This window comes from Mucilaginibacter sp. L3T2-6 (genome assembly GCF_030519355.1).
Taxonomy (GTDB): Bacteria; Bacteroidota; Bacteroidia; order Sphingobacteriales; family Sphingobacteriaceae; genus Mucilaginibacter.
This window is the reverse complement of record NZ_JAUMKC010000007.1, coordinates 183,383-201,620: the sequence shown is the minus strand read 5'-3', so window position 1 is coordinate 201,620 and position 18,238 is coordinate 183,383. Positions and strand designations below refer to the sequence as shown.

15 protein-coding genes are annotated in these 18,238 nt (G+C 46.0%); 13 read left to right on the top strand and 2 right to left on the bottom strand.

Annotated features, from left to right (window positions below; all coding sequences use genetic code 11):
• Positions 1 to 166: 166 nt before the first annotated feature.
• The 12 genes from Q3W13_RS10460 (at position 167) to Q3W13_RS10405 (ending at position 13,452) form a co-directional block, all read left to right on the top strand.
• Entirely contained in the window at positions 167 to 1,216 is a 1,050-nt protein-coding gene (locus Q3W13_RS10460; RefSeq protein ID WP_302863546.1) for a hypothetical protein, read from the top strand.
• Between the two features lie 23 nt (positions 1,217 to 1,239).
• A complete protein-coding gene (locus Q3W13_RS10455) occupies positions 1,240 to 2,049 on the top strand; it encodes a glycosyltransferase family protein (protein WP_302863545.1) in 810 nt (269 codons plus the stop codon).
• An 11-nt stretch (positions 2,050 to 2,060) separates the two neighbouring features.
• Positions 2,061 to 2,924: a transketolase gene (locus Q3W13_RS10450; protein ID WP_302863544.1), complete on the top strand. Its 864-nt coding sequence runs from the start codon at positions 2,061 to 2,063 to the stop codon at positions 2,922 to 2,924.
• A 1-nt stretch (position 2,925) separates the two neighbouring features.
• Positions 2,926 to 3,864, top strand: coding sequence for a transketolase family protein (locus Q3W13_RS10445; protein WP_302863541.1), 939 nt, complete (start codon positions 2,926 to 2,928; stop codon positions 3,862 to 3,864).
• Between the two features lie 12 nt (positions 3,865 to 3,876).
• Positions 3,877 to 5,214 carry an aminotransferase class III-fold pyridoxal phosphate-dependent enzyme gene (locus Q3W13_RS10440; protein ID WP_302863539.1) on the top strand — a complete coding sequence of 446 codons (1,338 nt, stop codon included), beginning with the start codon at positions 3,877 to 3,879 and terminating at the stop codon, positions 5,212 to 5,214.
• 9 nt (positions 5,215 to 5,223) lie between these two features.
• Complete coding sequence (locus tag Q3W13_RS10435) at positions 5,224 to 6,027, top strand: SDR family oxidoreductase (RefSeq protein ID WP_302863536.1); 804 nt, start codon at positions 5,224 to 5,226, stop codon at positions 6,025 to 6,027.
• Between the two features lie 18 nt (positions 6,028 to 6,045).
• Entirely contained in the window at positions 6,046 to 7,479 is a 1,434-nt protein-coding gene (locus tag Q3W13_RS10430; RefSeq protein WP_302863534.1) for an N-acetylneuraminate synthase family protein, read from the top strand.
• Between the two features lie 49 nt (positions 7,480 to 7,528).
• Positions 7,529 to 8,464 carry a sterol desaturase family protein gene (locus tag Q3W13_RS10425; RefSeq protein ID WP_302863532.1) on the top strand — a complete coding sequence of 312 codons (936 nt, stop codon included), beginning with the start codon at positions 7,529 to 7,531 and terminating at the stop codon, positions 8,462 to 8,464.
• Positions 8,465 to 8,536: 72 nt separating this feature from the next.
• The gene (locus tag Q3W13_RS10420) at positions 8,537 to 8,854 is read left to right on the top strand and encodes a multidrug efflux SMR transporter (RefSeq protein WP_368077630.1); all 318 of its coding nucleotides are present in this window, start codon (positions 8,537 to 8,539) and stop codon (positions 8,852 to 8,854) included.
• A gap of 258 nt (positions 8,855 to 9,112) precedes the next feature.
• Complete coding sequence (cysC, locus tag Q3W13_RS10415; protein ID WP_302863528.1) at positions 9,113 to 9,658, top strand: adenylyl-sulfate kinase; 546 nt, start codon at positions 9,113 to 9,115, stop codon at positions 9,656 to 9,658.
• Between the two features lie 544 nt (positions 9,659 to 10,202).
• Complete coding sequence (locus Q3W13_RS10410) at positions 10,203 to 10,724, top strand: NADPH-dependent FMN reductase (protein WP_302863586.1); 522 nt, start codon at positions 10,203 to 10,205, stop codon at positions 10,722 to 10,724.
• A 187-nt stretch (positions 10,725 to 10,911) separates the two neighbouring features.
• The gene (locus Q3W13_RS10405) at positions 10,912 to 13,452 is read left to right on the top strand and encodes a family 20 glycosylhydrolase (protein ID WP_302863527.1); all 2,541 of its coding nucleotides are present in this window, start codon (positions 10,912 to 10,914) and stop codon (positions 13,450 to 13,452) included.
• A gap of 42 nt (positions 13,453 to 13,494) precedes the next feature.
• Here the strand turns inward: Q3W13_RS10405 and Q3W13_RS10400 are convergent, their stop codons facing one another.
• On the bottom strand, positions 13,495 to 15,561 hold the full coding sequence (locus Q3W13_RS10400; RefSeq protein WP_302863525.1) for a TonB-dependent receptor: 2,067 nt from the start codon (positions 15,559 to 15,561) through the stop codon (positions 13,495 to 13,497).
• Between the two features lie 143 nt (positions 15,562 to 15,704).
• Positions 15,705 to 16,871, bottom strand: a complete 1,167-nt coding sequence (locus Q3W13_RS10395) for a DEAD/DEAH box helicase (RefSeq protein WP_302863523.1) — start codon at positions 16,869 to 16,871, stop codon at positions 15,705 to 15,707.
• Positions 16,872 to 17,127: 256 nt separating this feature from the next.
• Here Q3W13_RS10395 and thiL point away from each other — a divergent pair, with 256 nt between their 5' ends.
• Positions 17,128 to 18,174: a thiamine-phosphate kinase gene (gene thiL, locus Q3W13_RS10390; RefSeq protein ID WP_302863521.1), complete on the top strand. Its 1,047-nt coding sequence runs from the start codon at positions 17,128 to 17,130 to the stop codon at positions 18,172 to 18,174.
• Positions 18,175 to 18,238 lie beyond the last annotated feature (64 nt).

Sequence of the window (18,238 nt, the reverse complement as noted above, 5' to 3'; positions counted from 1 at the left end):
CAGTTAGTTTAAAGTTTTTCTTTAAAAAAAGTTAACCAAAAAACGCAAAAAGGCTGTTTTAGCAAACCGTATTAAGCTCAGATTAATTATACATTACCCTTTCTTCCAGGGCATACAAGCCGGTAACCTTATCATTATTTTAGGTCATTCTAAAGTCCCCTAAGCGATGAGGAAGAAGATATTATTTATCACAGGTTCGATAAATCAAACCTCACAAATGCACCAGATTTCGCAACACCTGGATAGCGAATACGACTGCTGGTTTAGCCAGGTCTTTACCGACTCGCCTGTGTTGAAAGCTTTGATGAAACATACCAGTCTTGCCGAGGGTACCGTGCTGACAGGCCAGTTCAGAGCGAAGTCAGAAAATTACCTTAAAACACATGACCTGCAGGTAGACTATGGCGCCGAAAAAAACACCTATGACCTGGTGGTTTATTGCAGCGATATGCTGATGGCCAAAAAGTTCAGAAATACCAAAACTATTTGGGTACAGGAAGGCATGATTGACAAGCGCAGACTTTTAACCGGCATAGTTAAGTCGGCAGGTTTGCCGCCCTATTTTACCGGCGATACATCATTAAACGGCTCTACCAATGTTTGCGATATCTATTGTACCGCTTCCGAAGGCTACAAAGAATTTTTCGCCAAAAATGGAACCGATAAATCAAAACTGATTGTTACCGGCATCCCGAATTACGACAATCATTTCCAGCATATTATTAACGATTTCCCCTTTCGAGATTACGTGATGGTGGCCACCTCGGATATGCGCGAGACTTACAAGTTTGAAAACAGACCGGCATTTATCAGAAAAGCAGTGAAAATAGCCGCGGGCCGCAGGCTGCTTTTTAAGCTGCATCCTAACGAAAGGTTCGACCGTGCGGAAGCCGAGATACGCAAACATGCCCCCGCCGGGACGATGGTTTACCAGAATGGCAACACCAGCCACATGATTGCCAACTGCTGTGAGCTGATAACGCAATATTCAACTGTGGTGTACACCGGCATAGCACTTGGCAAACCGGTCCATTCATATTTTGACATTGATGAGCTGAGGAGACTGGCTCCAATCCAAAATGGTGGCGCTTCGGCGGGAAATATAGCGCAGATATGCCGCGGCTATGTTGAGTTTGACGGCACCGGGAAAGATTTTCTGAGAGACTTCCAATTTCACAGGGAAAGTGCAGAAGTTCCCGCTTTACAATATGCCTGATATAATTTTTTAAGAGGGAAAGAATGGCAGCAAAAACGCTGATTGTTGTACAAGCGCGAATGTCGTCGAGCCGGCTGCCGGGAAAGGTTATGCTCCCGGTTTTGGGCAAAAGCCTGTTATACCGCATGATTGAGCGCGTGCGCCAGGTGCATCATAAAGTGTATATAGTAGTTGCCACCTCTTGCGAGCGGGAAGATGATATCATAGAAAAAGAGTCCCTGGGTATGGGCGTTGCCTGTTTCCGCGGAAACCTTAATAACCTGCTCGATCGCCACTACCAGGCCGCCTGCTTATTTAATGCCGGCCATGTGGTAAAAATCCCATCTGATTGCCCTTTGATTGATGGGCAAATCATAGACGAGGTACTAAGCTTTTATTTCGCCTGGAAGGGTAAATACGATTATGTGAGCAACCTGCACCCGGCCACATTTCCCGATGGGAACGATGTGGAGATAATGAGTATGGATTGCCTTTACAAAACCTGGAAAGAAGCAAAGCGACCCCTGGAACTCGAGCATACCACGCCCTATATATGGGAGAACCCCGGCAAATTCAACATCGGCAACTATACATGGGCGACAGGGTTGGATTACTCCATGTCGCACCGGTTCACTATCGATTATGAAGCCGACTTTCAATTTATCAAAAGAGTTTACGAAGAATTATATCCGGTGAATCCGCGGTTCAGTTGCTGCGATATATTGGCGCTGCTTGATGCAAAACCGGAGATATACGATATCAACGCCAAATACGCCGGTGTAAACTGGTACCGGAACCACCTGGATGAGTTGGCTACTGTTTCGGCCGAACAGACGAGAAGCGTCGCAGGATAAAGAAAGAAAACATGCAAACTGAAGTTATTTCTGTAGAAAATCTGAAATCTACCGCTTTAAAAGTGCGGGAGCATATTATTAAAATGTCGACGGACGGCGGCTGTTTTGTAGGGGCCTCATTATCTGCGGCGGACTTGATCGTTTATCTCTATTCCGAATTCCTGGACATCACCCCCGAAAATTTGGACGACCCTAACCGCGATTACCTGTTCCTTTCGAAAGGCCATGATGTACCGGCGCTGTACGGCACTTTCGCCGAGCTTGGCCTGATCGCCCCCGAAAGATTAAAAAATCATTTGAGTGTTCACGATAATATCTACTGGCACCCCAATACAAAAATACCGGGTATCGAATTCCATTCCGGTTCACTGGGGCATTTGCCATCCATAGCTATTGGTGTGGCTATGGATATTAAAATCAGGGGCGGTAATAATAAAGTCGTTTGCATTACAGGCGACGGAGAACTGAACGAAGGCACTTGCTGGGAAGCAATACTGGTAGCTAATGCCTATCAGCTGGATAACCTGATCTTCGTGGTCGACCGTAATCACTTCCAGGCCAATATGCCTACCGAGGAGCTTATCCCGCTGGAACCATTGCATGACAAGTTCGCATCCTTCGGTGCATCGGTAAGGCGGATAGACGGTCATGATTTTGATGAATTGCATATTGCTTTTTCGGCTTTCCCTTTTGAAAAGGGCAAGGTAAATGTAGTGATTGCCGATACCGTACGCGGCAAAGGTCTGCCCAGCATAGAGCGCCGTGCCGACAGGTGGTTCTGCAACTTTACCGCCGCGGAGGTTGACGACCTGTTGAAGGAACTGCATGGCGAACATTTAACCCGATTAACTTCCGAAACTTTAGTAGTGAGATAACATGTCGTACGAAGAATTATTGACAGAAACAGCTTTAGCCGACGAACGCTTCATCGTAATGACAGCCGAGAACCGGGCGCTGGTGCGTAACATACCCGCCAAATTGGGCAACCGTTTTATTGATACCGGTATAACCGAACAAACCATGATCGGCGCTGCTGCGGGACTTGCCTTGCGCGGTCGCATACCAATTGTGCATGCGCTTGCCTCGTTTTTAACCATGCGTGCCTTTGAATTTTTAAGGACCGATGCCGGCATACCCAACCTGCCTGTTAAGTTGAGCAGCTTTATCCCGGGATTTTTATCAGACGGTAATGGCCCGACCCACCAGGCCCTAGAGGATATCTCTTTAATGCGTGGCATCCCGAACATGACGGTTTTCGCACCAGCCGATGAGGATGACCTGGTAAAAATGCTGCCGCAGATATGGGCTTATTCCAGGCCATCATACGTACGCATTAATACCCGGAGGGCGGATTATATACATGCACCATTTGAACTGGGCAAGGCCGAGGTAATCTCCATCGGGGATGATGTTACCATTATAACCTACGGCTTGCTATTTGAACAGGCATTGATTGCCGTGGAAATATTGAGACGCGAAGGCTTATCGGTTGGCCTTATCAACCTGCGCAGCCTGAAGCCGGTCGACGAGCGCGCCGTCATAGAAGCTACCCGCGACAGTGCGCTTACCGTAACGCTGGAAGATCATTTCCAAACAGGAGGCTTATACAGCATCGTGGCAGAGGTACTGCTGAAGCATGGCCTGACAGCCAACGTATTGCCTATCGCTTTAAACGAGCGCTGGTTCAAACCGGCGTTACTGCCAGCCGTGTTACAGCACGAAGGCTTCACCGGAAAGCAAATAGCCGAAAAGATACTCGGCTACAAAACATTTTATAAACAACCTGAAATAATGGTCCCGCAGTTTTCTGAATAAAATAAAAATACTATGCCTAATACGATATCATTTAATCCCGATTACCCCGAAATAACCAGATCAAACGAATTATATGCCCGTGCATTAAAGGTGCAAAAGCCGGTTACCCAAACCCTGGCTAAAGGCCCGGGTCAGTTCACCAATGGCGTAGCGCCAAAATACATTCAGCGGGCAAAAGGCTCGCACGTATGGGATGTTGATGGAAACGAATATATCGACTTTAACTCGGCTATCGGTCCAATTTCATTGGGCTATGCTTACCCGGCGGTAGACGAGGCTATAAAAGAACAACTTGCCGACGGTATCACTTTTTCACTGATGCACCCGCTGGAAGTAGAGTTATCTGAATTGGTACAGGAAGTCATCCCGAACGCCCAGGCCGTAAAAATTTCCAAAACCGGCGCTGACGTATGTTCTGCAGCTATACGTGTTGCGCGAGCATTCACCGGTCGCGAAAAAGTTTTTTGCTGCGGATACCACGGATGGCATGATTGGTATATCGGTATTACCAGTCGCAATGCCGGTATCCCTGAGGCTGTTCAGAATATGACTTATACCTTTCAGTATAACGACATTGATGCTATTAAAGCTGCACTTGATGAAACCGTTGCAGCACTTATACTGGAACCCTTCATTTTCGAAGCGCCAAATCCGGGTTTCCTCACTGAGCTTGCCGAAGCCTGCAAAGCCAACGGCACCCTGCTGATTTTCGACGAGATGTGGACTGGCTTTCGTATTGCTTTAGGTGGTGCTCAGGAATATTTTGGCGTGAAGCCTGACCTGGCAGTGTACTCCAAGGCTTGCGCCAACGGTATGCCTATAGCCCTGCTAACTGGCAGAGCTGACGTAATGGATCTGTTCAACTCAAAGGTTTTTAGCTATACCACCTTTGGCGGCGAGGCCCTTTCATTAGCCGCCTGTATCGCCACCATAAACGAGCTGCGCGATAAAAATGTACCGCAATATCTTGATGAAAAAGGAGCCTTATTAAAAGACGGCTACAACGCAATCGCGATTGAACTGGGCATGGACATTTACACCCGCTGTATCGGTTACAATTGCCGCTCGATGGTAACATTTACACCCGCGGCAGGCAATGGGCTTGAAGTAAAAACCCTGATGCAGCAGGAAATGATAAAGCGGGGCGTGCTGTGGGCGGGTTTTCATAATATGTGCTACAGCCATACGGATGATGATATTGCTTACATCCTTTCAGCATACCGCGATGTAATGCCGATAATGAAAGACGCGATACAAAGCGGAGATATTAAACGGTATTTGAAAGGTGAAGTTTTGGAGGCTGTTTTCCGTAAAGTAGATAATTATAATATTAAGCCCAAAGCAGTATAGAAGAAATCTATGGAGCTGTTTTCGCTAAAAAATAAAACTGCAATCGTCACCGGTGCTTTAGGCTTGCTGGGCAGAAAACATTGCGAGGCGCTGGCTAACGCGGGCGCAAATGTGGTCGTAGCCGACCTTGATGAAGGCGGCGCCATAGAGTTTGCCGAAATGCTTGGCGACCAGCACGGCGGACTAAAGGTAGATGTTACCAGTGAGCGTTCATTGAAGACCGCGCGTGAGCAGATCATGAATCGCTATGGTACAATCGATATCCTGGTGAACAATGCAGCCATTAATGATATGTTCGAAAATCCGGGGATGGCCAAAGAGTTATCCGCATTTGAGAATTATCCGCTTGATGCCTTTAAAAAATCATTGGAGGTAAATATTACCGGTGTTTTCCTGGCTTCGCAAATATTCGGCGCGGCTATGGTTGAAGTGGGGTACGGCAGCATTATCAATATTGCCTCAACTTACGGTGTTGTCGGCCCGGACCAGTCCATTTACCGCAACGAATGCGGAGAACAAACTTTTTATAAATCACCGGTTTACCCGGTTACCAAGGGAGCTGTTGTAAACTTCACCCGTTTCCTGGCAGCCTACTGGGGCAATAAAGGTGTTAGGGTAAACACACTTTCGCCTGGCGGTGTAGAGAACGGGCAAAGCGAGATTTTCATTCAAAACTATTCTGCTAAAACCCTGCTGGGGCGTATGGCCGATGCTTCGGATTACCAGGGTGCACTGGTTTTTTTGGCCAGCGACGCATCCGCTTATATGACAGGAGCTAACCTGATTGTTGATGGCGGCTGGACTGCTATTTAAATATTTAAACTAAAAAAAATGGATGTGCTAAACGAAAAGCTTTCACGCATTAAACTGCTCCTCACAGACTGTGACGGGGTACTGACCGACGGTGGTGTGTATTATGGAGAAGCCGGCGAAGAATTTAAAAAGTTCGGCATCCGTGACGGCATGGGTGTGGAGCGGCTGCATAATTTTGCAGGGATAACTACCGGCATCATTACCGGCGAATTATCGCCCTCATTGATCAAGCGTGCTGAAAAATTAAAAATTACCGAACTGCATTTGGGTGTTAAAGACAAGCCTGCCACTTTTGCAGAAATTATTAACCGCCTTAATTTACAACCCGAAGAGGTTGCTTATATAGGCGATGACACTAATGACATTGAAGTAATGAAGCTGGCAGGTATTACTGCCTGCCCGGCTGACGCCATATCATTTGTAAAGGAAGTTGCAGCCATTACTTGCCAGGCCAAAGGCGGCGAGGGCTGTTTCAGGGAATTTGCGGAGATGATTATTGCATCGCGGCAGAAAGCAAAAACGGCTAAACCAGCCAATAAAGTCATCAGATTAAACACCGGTACTAAAATTGGGCCCGGCGAGCCTTGTTATATTATTGCCGAAATAGGCATCAATCATAATGGCTCACTCGACATCGCCAAACAGCTGATTGACGAGGCTGTTGCCGCAAAAGCCAACGCTGTAAAGTTTCAGAAAAGAACGCCGGAGATTTGCGTGCCAAAAGACCAATGGGACGTGATGCGCGACACACCATGGGGCCGCATATCATACATCGATTATAAACGCAAAACCGAATTTGGGTACGCCGAATACGCCACTATCGACCAGTATTGCAAAAAGCAAGGTATCGACTGGTTCGTTTCTGCCTGGGATGTGGAAGCGGTTGATTTTATGGAGCGTTTTGATACACCCTTGTATAAACTGGCTTCAGCATCGTTGACAGATTTCCCGCTTATCACCAGGATATTACAAACCCGCAAGCCATTGATGCTTTCAACCGGGATGTCGACCACTAAAGAGATAGAAGCAGCAGTTAACCTGGTTAAAGCGTTTGATGAAAATTACCCTTTGCTTATCGCTCATTCAACATCGGCGTATCCATGCAAGCCTGAGGAGTTGAATTTGAAAATGATACAAACGCTATCCTCAAATTATCCGGACGTACCGGTTGGTTATTCCGGTCACGAAACCGGCCTGGCCACTACGGTTGCGGCCGTTTCATTAGGGGCAACGTTTGTTGAGCGCCACTTTACGCTTGACAGGGCCATGTGGGGTTCAGATCATGCCGCTTCAGTTGAACCACAGGGCTTCCAGCGCCTGGTACGTGATATACGCGATGTCGAAACTGCCACCGGCGATGGTATAAAAAAGGTTTATGAATCAGAGCTCGGGCCAATGAAAAGATTGAGAGTAAATATCAGTGAAGAGTATAAAGAGAAATCACTGATGTAAAATTCATCAAACTTCATCGGTACTCCTGCAATGACATTCTTAATGTAAGATGACATTAATTCAAATCACAACCACTATCCTCATCTGCTGGATAATCTTTATCATATCCTGGGAGCGGCTGTCGCCTTACCGCAAGGGCTTACCGTTTTTCAGGGAGGGATTTTGGGTAGATTTGGTTTGGTACACTATCATCCAGAGTTATGTGCTGAAGATTGTAATATTCGATTGTATCATTTATCCGCTCCAGCATCATATTGGGTGGCACGGTCTGCAGTTCTTTAAGGAATTACCGGTAGCCCTGCAGGTATTGTTTTTCCTGGTGACACATGACTTGTATATCTATTTCTTTCATCGGCTGCAGCATGCCAATAAAATATTATGGCGCACTCATGAAACTCATCACTCAGGTAAAGAGGTTGATTTTTTAGCAGGCTCGCGTTCCCACGCCATGGAAATTATCATCAATCAGACCATTGAGTTTGCGCCGATCGTGCTCCTCGGCGCCGACCCGGCAGTTATCCCAATAAAGGCATTGCTCGATGCCATGTTTGGTATGTTTATTCATGCCAACATCAATATAAAACTTGGGAAGCTTAAGTACATTTTGAATTCACCTGAGCTGCACCTATGGCATCATGCTAATTACCGGGAAGTGTTTCACGCTAACTTTTCCACCAAGTTTGCAGTTTGGGATTATCTTTTCGGAACGATTTATAATCCCGGCTTCAAGCCGGGTAACGAACCGGGAAATTGGGGGCTTTATTACGACTATCCAAAGGACTATTTTTTACAGCACGCATTTTCCCTAAAGCGTTTCGATGAGAGAAAGTTACTTAAGCATAAATGGTTTCGGTTTTATTATAACATACGGCCCAGCTTGATGAAACTGGTATTGGGTTTATTTGGCAAACAAAAATCACGGCCCGCCAGACGGCACTGCGCGCCTCCTGAACCTGTTGAAACTTATCATACATTAAACACATAATCACTATTGGCCTGGATATATTTATTATTAGCCGCAGCTTGCGAAACAGCCTGGACATTCTGTCTCAAATTCATGAAATTCAGCGATCTTAAAATGCTGAGGCTTGTCAACTTTTACCGTTGGACGGGCGGATTGCCTTTGTTGCTGCTATTTGCAGGCTACCTTTTATTTGGCCTCGCCAATATCTATTTTTTCTCAATGGCTATTAAGCAGGTTCCGACGGCCATGGCTTTTGCTATATGGACGGCTATTACTTTGATCCTGCTTAAATTATCAGAAATATCTTTCTTTGGTCAACGATTTTCGTGGCAGGAGGTTTTCTTTATGCTGGTGATAATGGTTGGAATATTGGGGTTGAAGATGTGTTCAAGTCAGCCAGGACAGCCGTAAAGAATTTTGAACCAAATTGTATCAGCTTGTATGGATATGTATAACCATGCTCTTTTACAGACTGTTATTTTTGCTTCAGAGGTTTAGCAAAATAACGCCGTACGCATCAAAAAAACATGGTGGGAACACGGAAAAGTACAGGGGCACAAAACTTACTTCAGTGTTATTCAGCAGCTCACCAGGACAGGGTCGTCATAAAGATGGCCCTGTTGTTTTTGATATACAACCTAATAGATATTATTTGTTTTATTTTTGAGGATGCTCATCATCCAACTCACCGGTTTATCAGGCGCAGGCAAAACAACTATTTCAAGTTATGTTAAGGAAAAATTAGCGGAGCGATCGATAAAGGTTGAAATAGTCGACGGCGATGTTTACCGCAAAACGCTTTGCGCAGATCTGGGTTTTTCGCGGCAGGACCGCTGCGAGAATATCCGGCGTTTGGCAAAAGCGGCACTTGCATTCGGTGACACCTGTGATACAGCAATTATTGCTGCGATTAATCCTTTTGAAGAGGTAAGAAAAGAATTAAGAGAAAACTATAGTATTAAGACCGTGTGGATAAACTGCGCTGTTGATATTTTAATTGAACGCGACACCAAAGGCCTTTATAAGCGGGCATTGCTGCCGGAAGATCATCCCGATAAACTCCATAATCTTACCGGAATAAACGATAGTTACGATAAACCTCTTCACTGGGATTTAATTATAAATACGGGCAGCGAAACCATTGAGGCTTCAGCAAACGTGCTTTGTAAATTCATTTTAGAAAACATCAAAAATGCTCACCAGGCTAGGAGCTGATCGGTTTTACTTAAAACAAATTCTTACTCTGCCCCGGCCGGATCGTATGTAAAATACTGCAGAAACCTTGGTTTGTTTGAAGTATTGGTACTGCTGCCATGTGGCAATGCGTGGTGCCATACAGATGCCTGTATTAATTCCGCTGCCTAAAAAGCTTCACAAAACGAACCTCAAGAAAAACTCTTTTACGTCATTAGCGTGGGCGAGCCACCCTAAAGACGGTCAGAGCTATCCGTTCACTCTGGTAGATTGAAAACCCGCCCTATTGCCTTCCTGACGTTGTTTTTCCCCAAGGCAGCAGAAATGCAATACCGCTGAAAATTTCTCCAGCATCTGCAGGACCGCTCTTAACTTAATTAAAATGAAGCCAATAAGAAAAGTGTTAAAGAAAAGACTAATCGCTGGTTGAGATTATCCTCAAAAATCAGATGCCTTTGTCCTGTTATGTTTACAAAACTCCCATTACTTTACATCTTTATTTATTTACTTTGCCTGTTGCGAATTTCAATGGTCTGAATTTGACCGCTAACGATAAAGTAAAATGATAGCTACCATCATATCTGCAACTAACCGTCCTCATAGCTCCACCTTTAAACTGGCGCAGTATTACCAGAAAAGATTGAGCGAAAAAGGGCTCGACGCAGGCCTGTTGTCCCTAACACAACTGCCGCCAAATATTATCGAGACAGACCTGTACAATAAGCGTAGCGAAGCATTTATGCCAATACAGGACATTGTAAACAAAACCGATAAGTTTTTATTTATCATCCCGGAATATAATGGCAGCTTTCCCGGAGTTTTGAAAGTATTTATGGACGCCTGTAGCTTTCCGGATAGCTTTTACAATAAAAAGGCCGCACTTACGGGTTTATCATCAGGAAAATATGGAAACATCCGGGGGATAGATCATTTTACCGGCGTGTGCCATTATATGAACTTACATGTGATGCCGCTTAAAATTCATATCGGCAATGTTAACAAGGAGTTTGATGCCGAAAATAATCTTTTCCAAAAGGATACCGTGAAATATACTGAGGAACAGATGGATAAATTTATAGCTTTCTAACTCATTCAATCAATCCATATCCCTTTGCCTGCCGAATGTTTTTGCCATTCATACGGCGCTCATTTGCAAGTCTCCGCTCCAGATCATAGCGCTGGAATCGCAAAACTTTTTAAAAATTTTTAAAAAGCTTCGGAAATTTCATAATTGGTTTATATTTACTATTTCAACTAAATCAATTAAAAGCCTTATGCGTTATTTTCCTGTTATATTGATGGCAATGCTATGGGTAAGCGTTGCTGCCAAACCTGCAGATATTCCCAAATTTGACACCCGCGACCTTAGCATTACCTGGGAAGCTGTACAAAACGATAGCCCCAAAAAAGGACAGGCGTTAAATGCTGTAACTATAACCAATAACGGCAAGGCGACATTCCCCGCCACAGGCTGGAAAATGTATTTTAACTCTGCCCGCATGATATTGGAACAAACCCTAACCGGCAATGCCAGTATTAAGTTTATAAACGGAGATTTATTCAGTTTAACGCCCGCGGCTTCTTTCCCGGATATTAAACCGGGGCAATCGGTACGGATTGAATATGTGACTGAAGACGAGGTGGTAAACATTACCGACGGCCCGGAAGGTTTTTACGTGGTCTGGGATGTACAACCGGACAGAGGCTACAACACCGGCGCTTTTAACTATAAACCTTTTAAGCCAAATTATACCGGGTTGATTACGCCTGCTACAGTTTATGAGCAGAATAAAAGTATTGTTGATGTGCCGGAAACGCAATTGACAAAGGTGTTTCCTACGCCGGTGAGTTATAAAGAGACGGGTGGATTTTTTATACTTGATAAAAATAGTTCGACTCATTTCGACGGCCGGTTTGCCAGTGAAGTGCGGCTTTTTGATACATGGCTTGGCCAGCTTTTGCAGAAAGGTCCTGCAAAAAATACCGGAGCATCATTAATAAGCTTTAACTTTAAAGACGGGTTGGGTTCCGAGGCATATGAGATTACAATTACCACAGGAAAAATAGATGTAAACGCAAGCACGGCAACGGGATTATTTTATGCCATCCAATCCTTAAAAACATTAGTTCCCGTAACTGCCCTGGCTCATCGCCAGAAGGAAATCCCAATCCCCTGCGTAGAAATAAAAGACGAACCCCGCTTCGCTTACCGTGCTTTTATGCTGGATGTTGGTCGTAACTTTCAGCCCAAAAAAGAGATCTTTCGTGTGCTGGACGTGATGGCGCTGTATAAGATAAACGTATTCCATATGCACCTTACCGAAGATGAAGGCTGGCGTTTAGAAATGCCATCTTTACCGGAATTGACTCAGGTTGGCGGTCGCCGGGGGCATACGCTGGATAGCAAACAATTTCTGCCAGCTTCGCATGGCTCGGGGGGCGAGTTGGAGAATAAAACAGGGACCGGCTTTTATACCAAAGCTGATTTTATAGAGATACTGAAATATGCCAATGAGCGCCACATCATGGTGGTACCCGAAATTGAAGCGCCGGGCCATGCACGTGCAGCCATAAAATCGATGAATGCCCGTTACGATCGCCTAATGGCCGAAGGCAGGAAAGCAGAAGCTAAAAAATACCTGCTCTATTCTCCCGGCGATAAGTCGCAATACAGCACCGCCCAGTACTGGACGGATAACGTGATCGATGTATCACTTCCGTCAACCTACAACTTTGTGGAAACCGTTATCGGCGATATAGTGAATATGTACAAGGAAGCCGGCGTGCCACTGAAAACTATCAACTGGGGCGGCGATGAGGTTCCGGCTCACGTTTGGGAACAATCACCTGCATTTCTTGCGCTCAAAGCATCGAATCCCGAAATACAAAGCACCGCGGATGTCTGGTACTATTTCTACGGCCGTGTAATGCAACTGCTAAAGGTCAAAGGGCTTTATCTGTCAGGATGGGAGGAAATGGCGTTACGTAAAACCGCCCTCGACGGCACTCCGGTTTATATCCCCAACCCGGATTTTATGCCTGAGCACCCTCAGGTGGAAGTTTGGAATAATACACTTGGAGGCGGCAACGAGGATTTGGCTTACAAGCTGGCCAATGCTGGCTATAAAACGGTGTTGACGCCGGTTACCAATATGTATTTCGATATGGCGCATTATAAATCATTCGATGAGCCGGGTTATTACTGGGGCGCTTTTTCTGATATCGATAAGCCATTCTCGTTTATCCCATTTGATTATTTTAAAAACTCAAAGGTCGACAGGGATGGCCTGCCGATTAACCGCAATATCTTTATCGGCAAGCAACGCCTCACCGATTATGGCAAAAGCAATATTATTGGCTTGCAAAGTGCGGTTTGGGGCGAAAATATTAAAAGCACAGAACGCCTGGAGTATATGATGCTGCCGCGCCTTTTGGGTTTTGCCGAACGTGCATGGGCTAAAGACCCCGATTGGGCTACTGAGAAGGACCCGGCCAAAGCAGAAGCGCTTTATCAAACAGCCTGGTCTAACTTCCTGAATGTGCTTGGCAAACGCGAGCTGCCCCGCTTAAGCTATATGAATGGCGGCTACAACTATCGCGTGCCCAAACCGGGTGTTGTTTTGCAGGATGGCAAATATTTAGCCAACGTCCAGTTCCCGGGTTTAATCATCAGGTACACGACCGATGGCAAGGACCCTGACGCAAAAAGCAAGCTATATAACGATGCTGTTACAAGCGATGGAAAAGCCGTTAAATTCCGTGCGTTTGATACTAAAGGCCGTGGGGGAAACGTTTCAGAAACAGTTATTCCTTAAATTAACTATATAAAAAGGTATTGAGGTTGCCTTTTTTAATTCTTATTTAAACCCTGCGCTAAAACCAATGTAATAATTGCGTAATGGCGCAGGGTTATAATACCTGCTGCCAACAGCGTTTAAGTCATTCCCCAGGCTATATTTTTCATTTAGCAGGTTCCCTACACCGGCATATATTTCCAGTTTGTTTTTTTTATTCGATTTAAACTGCCATCCCGCTTTGGCCTGCACCAGGTTATAATGATCAGCAAAAACGGTGTTAGCATCAGTAAGCGGGATGCGGGCAGTATAGTTGTGTTCAGCATATACATAAAGCTGCGCAGGAAGTTTGAGCTGCACGCTGGTAATGAAGACCTGTCCCGGAACACCTGTCAATTGCTTGCCATCGTTATTGCCACTAAAGGTGAACTTATTGAACGTGACTGACTCATTAAACTGTAATCCCGTTATAAAGCCGGTATTGCGCGGACGGATAAGCCAGTCGGAAAAATACAATTCAAACCCCGGCTGTCGCGTGCCACCCGAGTTCAGGTAGGTTTCGGTTTCATCCGGGTTGATGTGGATCAAAATGGCATTGTGCAGTACATAATAAAACACCGAAGCATCCAAAAACATTGTCTGGTCTATATTGCGCAGGCGGAAACCAGTTTCGTAGTTCCAGCCATTTTCGGCTTGTAAATTTGTATTGATGATGTTGTCCGTTGGTCGAATCTCCGCGGTTGTGGGTGTCGAATAGCCGCGGCTGACTGACGCCCGCCAAATAAAGTTATCGGTAACATCGTACGACAATGCTATCCTTGGCATCAACTGTGCCCTGAAGTCGCGGCTGGTAAATCCGGCTTCGGCATTGGGGTACATATTGCGAAACCTGTAATTATAAAAATTAAGGCTCAACGCCCCTTCTGCATGCCAGCGGTTATACAGGTCGAACACATAGCGGGCGAAAAAGAAATGCTGATTGGTATGAATTTTATCCAGAGTTTGCGCGGTGTCTCTCACCCCGGCCCGGTTACCATAGTTGTTGATGTCCGAGTTGGTTTGCTGCCATTCCAAACCGAGGTTTATTTTCCAGCCGTAATCCGTATGCTTTCCGCTGTTCAGTTCAAAGTAAGTCCGTAAGCCATACGTACCCTCATAGCGCTGCTCGTAATTGGTGATGAACGGGTTGGAAAAATCTACATAAGCACCAAAAACCGATAATACATTCCGTAGCCTCTCATTAATATGCAGCTCGTTTACCATGCCGCCCAGTAACATTTTTGTGCCGATGCCGATTTTTTGTTGGATAGCGCCCGGTACAACCTTTGTTGGCAGTCGCGCCGATTGCGGCATAGTTTGATATTGGGCCAGCGTTAACCCGCCCGGGGTTTCGTAATGCAGATCAGAATAAAAGCCCAGCACGCGCAGCAAATCTTTGCCGTTGTAGTTCCATTGGTCTGCCGCCTGTACAAACTGGCGGCGCATATCGCTGTTTTGGCGATAGCCATGATAGGTTTCGTAGCCCTGGCTTAAGTTCAACAGACTGTTGCCGGTTTTTTGCTGGATATTAGCGTTCTGATGTATTAGTCCATAGGAACCGCCGTTTAGGCCCAGCGATACAAAACTGCTATCAGACTTCCAGCTAACCGGACTAAGCAAAACCACTCCGCCAGAATTTGCACCGAAAAGGCTCCCATCGGGCCCTTTTAGTATTTCGATATGATTAATACCGTTAATGTCGACCGCATTCAGGTAGCTATTTCCTCCTGCGTCCGTCAACGGGATTTCGTCGTAATAAATTTTCACATCCCTGATTCCAAAAGGCGACCGCAGCAAACTGCCCCTGACCGATAAACGATAGCTCCCCGGAGAACGCTCTTCAGCCCTTACCCCAGGCACGCTGTTAAGCGCCGAAACAAAAGAATTATCTGGCTGCAGGTTTAATTGCGCCCTGCCGATAGCGCTTACCGAAGCAGGCAGATTAATCAACGGCTGATCTGAAAGGTAAGCACGGATAATTACCGGCTGCAGGTGTTTTATCGTATCTTTTGATTGTGCAAGTGAGTCTTGTGCAATGGCTCCGGCCGCTGTCAGCAGTAAAAACCACAAGCAAAGACATTGTTTAAACATGGTAGTTTTGGGTAAAGCAAAAATAGGGTTTATTTGGGAAATCCGGCGGTATATGCCTGCGAGAGGAATCGTACGGGCCGATGTTACGCGTCTCTGCAATCAATCCTCGAAATTTATTGCAAATGAAATAATTCGACAGCAATTCAGCCTTTCTTCGGCGTTCCTTTATTCCCCCACCTTCTACGGTTCGAGCGTTTTTTGGTAGGTTGCTCGGTTGGTTTGGGGCCTTCGATAGATTTTAAGTCATCCGGCACTTCCATTAGGCGGATAGGTTTTTCAATCAGTGTTTCTATGCTTTTGAGGCGGCGCTCGTCGCGGTGATTTACGAAGGTAATGGCGGTGCCGGTGGTCTCTGCTCGGGCGGTGCGGCCAATCCGGTGGATATAATCTTCCGGGTCGCCAGGCACGTCGTAATTAATAACCAGGTCGATGCCTTCCACGTCGATACCGCGGGAAAGGGCATCAGTGCCGATGATGACGGGCAACTGCCGGTTTTTAAAATCCAGCAATATTTCTTCGCGCTCTTTTTGCTCCAAGTCGGAATGGAAGGCTTTCACCTTCAAATTGGCTGCCCTCAGCTCGCGGGTAAGCGATTTTACAATTTCCTTTCTCGAGGCGAATACTATAGTGCTTACATAGCCACCGGTTTTAAGTATGGTTTGCAGTAATGGCGTTTTTTGCGCATCGTGCACGCGGTAGATCTGCTGGTCAATGCCCACGGCAGGTTGCGAAATTGCGATGTTTATCTGCTCCGGGTTATTTAATATCTTTTTGGCCAGCGTGCGTATGCGCCCCGGCATAGTAGCCGAAAATAGCAGTGTTTGCCGGTCTTTCGGCAGGTAGCTAACAATCCGCATAATGTCGTCGTAAAAACCCATGTCGAGCATGCGGTCGGCTTCATCAAGCACCAGGTGAGTTACATGATTAAGCTTGAGGACGCCCGATGTAAGATGCGCTATCAGCCGCCCAGGCGTGGCAATGATGATATTTACATTGTTCTGTATGCCGCGGCGCTGCTGCTCGTAGGCACTGCCATCGCCGCCGCCAAACACGGCAATCGAGCTGATACCGGTAAAGTAGGCCAGACCTTCCACCTGCTGGTCTATCTGCTGGGCAAGCTCCCGCGTTGGGGCAAGTATCAGGGTGCTGGTATGGTGCTTATTATCTTTTTTGCCGATAACATCCAGCACAGGCAACAGGTATGCACCCGTTTTACCTGTGCCTGTTTGTGCGCAGGCAATAATGTCCTGTCCGTTAAGTATTACCGGGATGGCCATCTCCTGAATTGGTGTCGGGGTTGTAAAACCCATGCTCGAGATGCCTTGGAATAAATCGTCGTTAAAATTAAAATCTTTGAATGTCACTATATCTATATAGGTGATGAGAGTGGCAAGTTAGGAAAAATTTACGGGATGAAGGGAAAAGTGCTTTATATGATGATCCTTATATATCTATAGTTCCCAATGGGTTTAGTTTTGGTTTTTGTATTTTTGTTGGCTGATTGGGTGTATTCATTGTCCGAAAAATGGTTGAAGTGAATTAAAAAATCGGTATAATTTCCAAGATATGTTTGATAATAAAGACAGAACGAATATACAGGAATTAGGCGAATTCGGCCTGATCAACTACCTTACTAAAAATATAAAGATTGCCCAGCCCAGCACTATTAAAGGCGTTGGCGATGATGCTGCCGTGCTTGATTTTGCCGGAAAAAAAACACTCATCTCCACCGACATGCTGCTGGAAGGTATTCATTTCGACCTGGCTTATACCCCGCTTAAGCATTTGGGCTACAAAGCCATACAGGTAAACCTAAGCGACATTTATGCTATGAACGGCACTGCATCGCAGGTTACGGTATCGATAGGGATAAGCAGCAAGTTTCCGCTGGAGGCTGTTGAGGAATTGTACCAGGGCATTTACCTGGCTTGTGAAAAATATAATGTGGATTTGGTTGGCGGCGATACGTCGTCATCAAAGCAGGGGTTGGTTATTAGCGTGACGTCTATCGGCTATGCCGACGAAAAGGATGTGGTTTACCGCAACGGCGCGCAGGAGGGCGATTTGATATGTGTTTCAGGCGATTTAGGCGGTGCTTATACCGGTCTGCAATTACTGGAGCGGGAGAAGATGATCTTCCTGGAAAATCCAAACATTCAGCCCGATCTGGAAGGAAAGGACTACATTGTTGAGCGGCAGCTGAAGCCGGAAGCGCGTCGCGACGTTATTGACCTGCTAAAAGAAATTGATGTAAAACCAACGGCAATGATTGATGTGTCGGACGGACTGGCTTCCGAGGTGCTGCATATTTGCAAACAAAGCGGCAAAGGCTGCAATCTGTACGAGGAAAAGATCCCCCTCGATCCCATGACTTTCGAAACCGCCCGCGAATTCAACCTCGACCCAACTGTGTGCGCCCTGAGCGGCGGCGAAGATTACGAGTTGCTCTTCACTGTAAAGCAAGCAGACTACGACAAAATTAAATTCAAGATGGATATTTCCATCATCGGTTATATCACCGAGCCATCAGCAGGCTGCAACCTCATTACCAAAAGCGGCACGGTACATGAATTAAAGGCACAGGGCTGGAATGCGTTCCCCCAAACCCCATAAAGGGGTGTTACGCCGTAGCGTTTTTTGGAATACAGGTTGGAATTGCTCTTTAAAAAAGGATGCA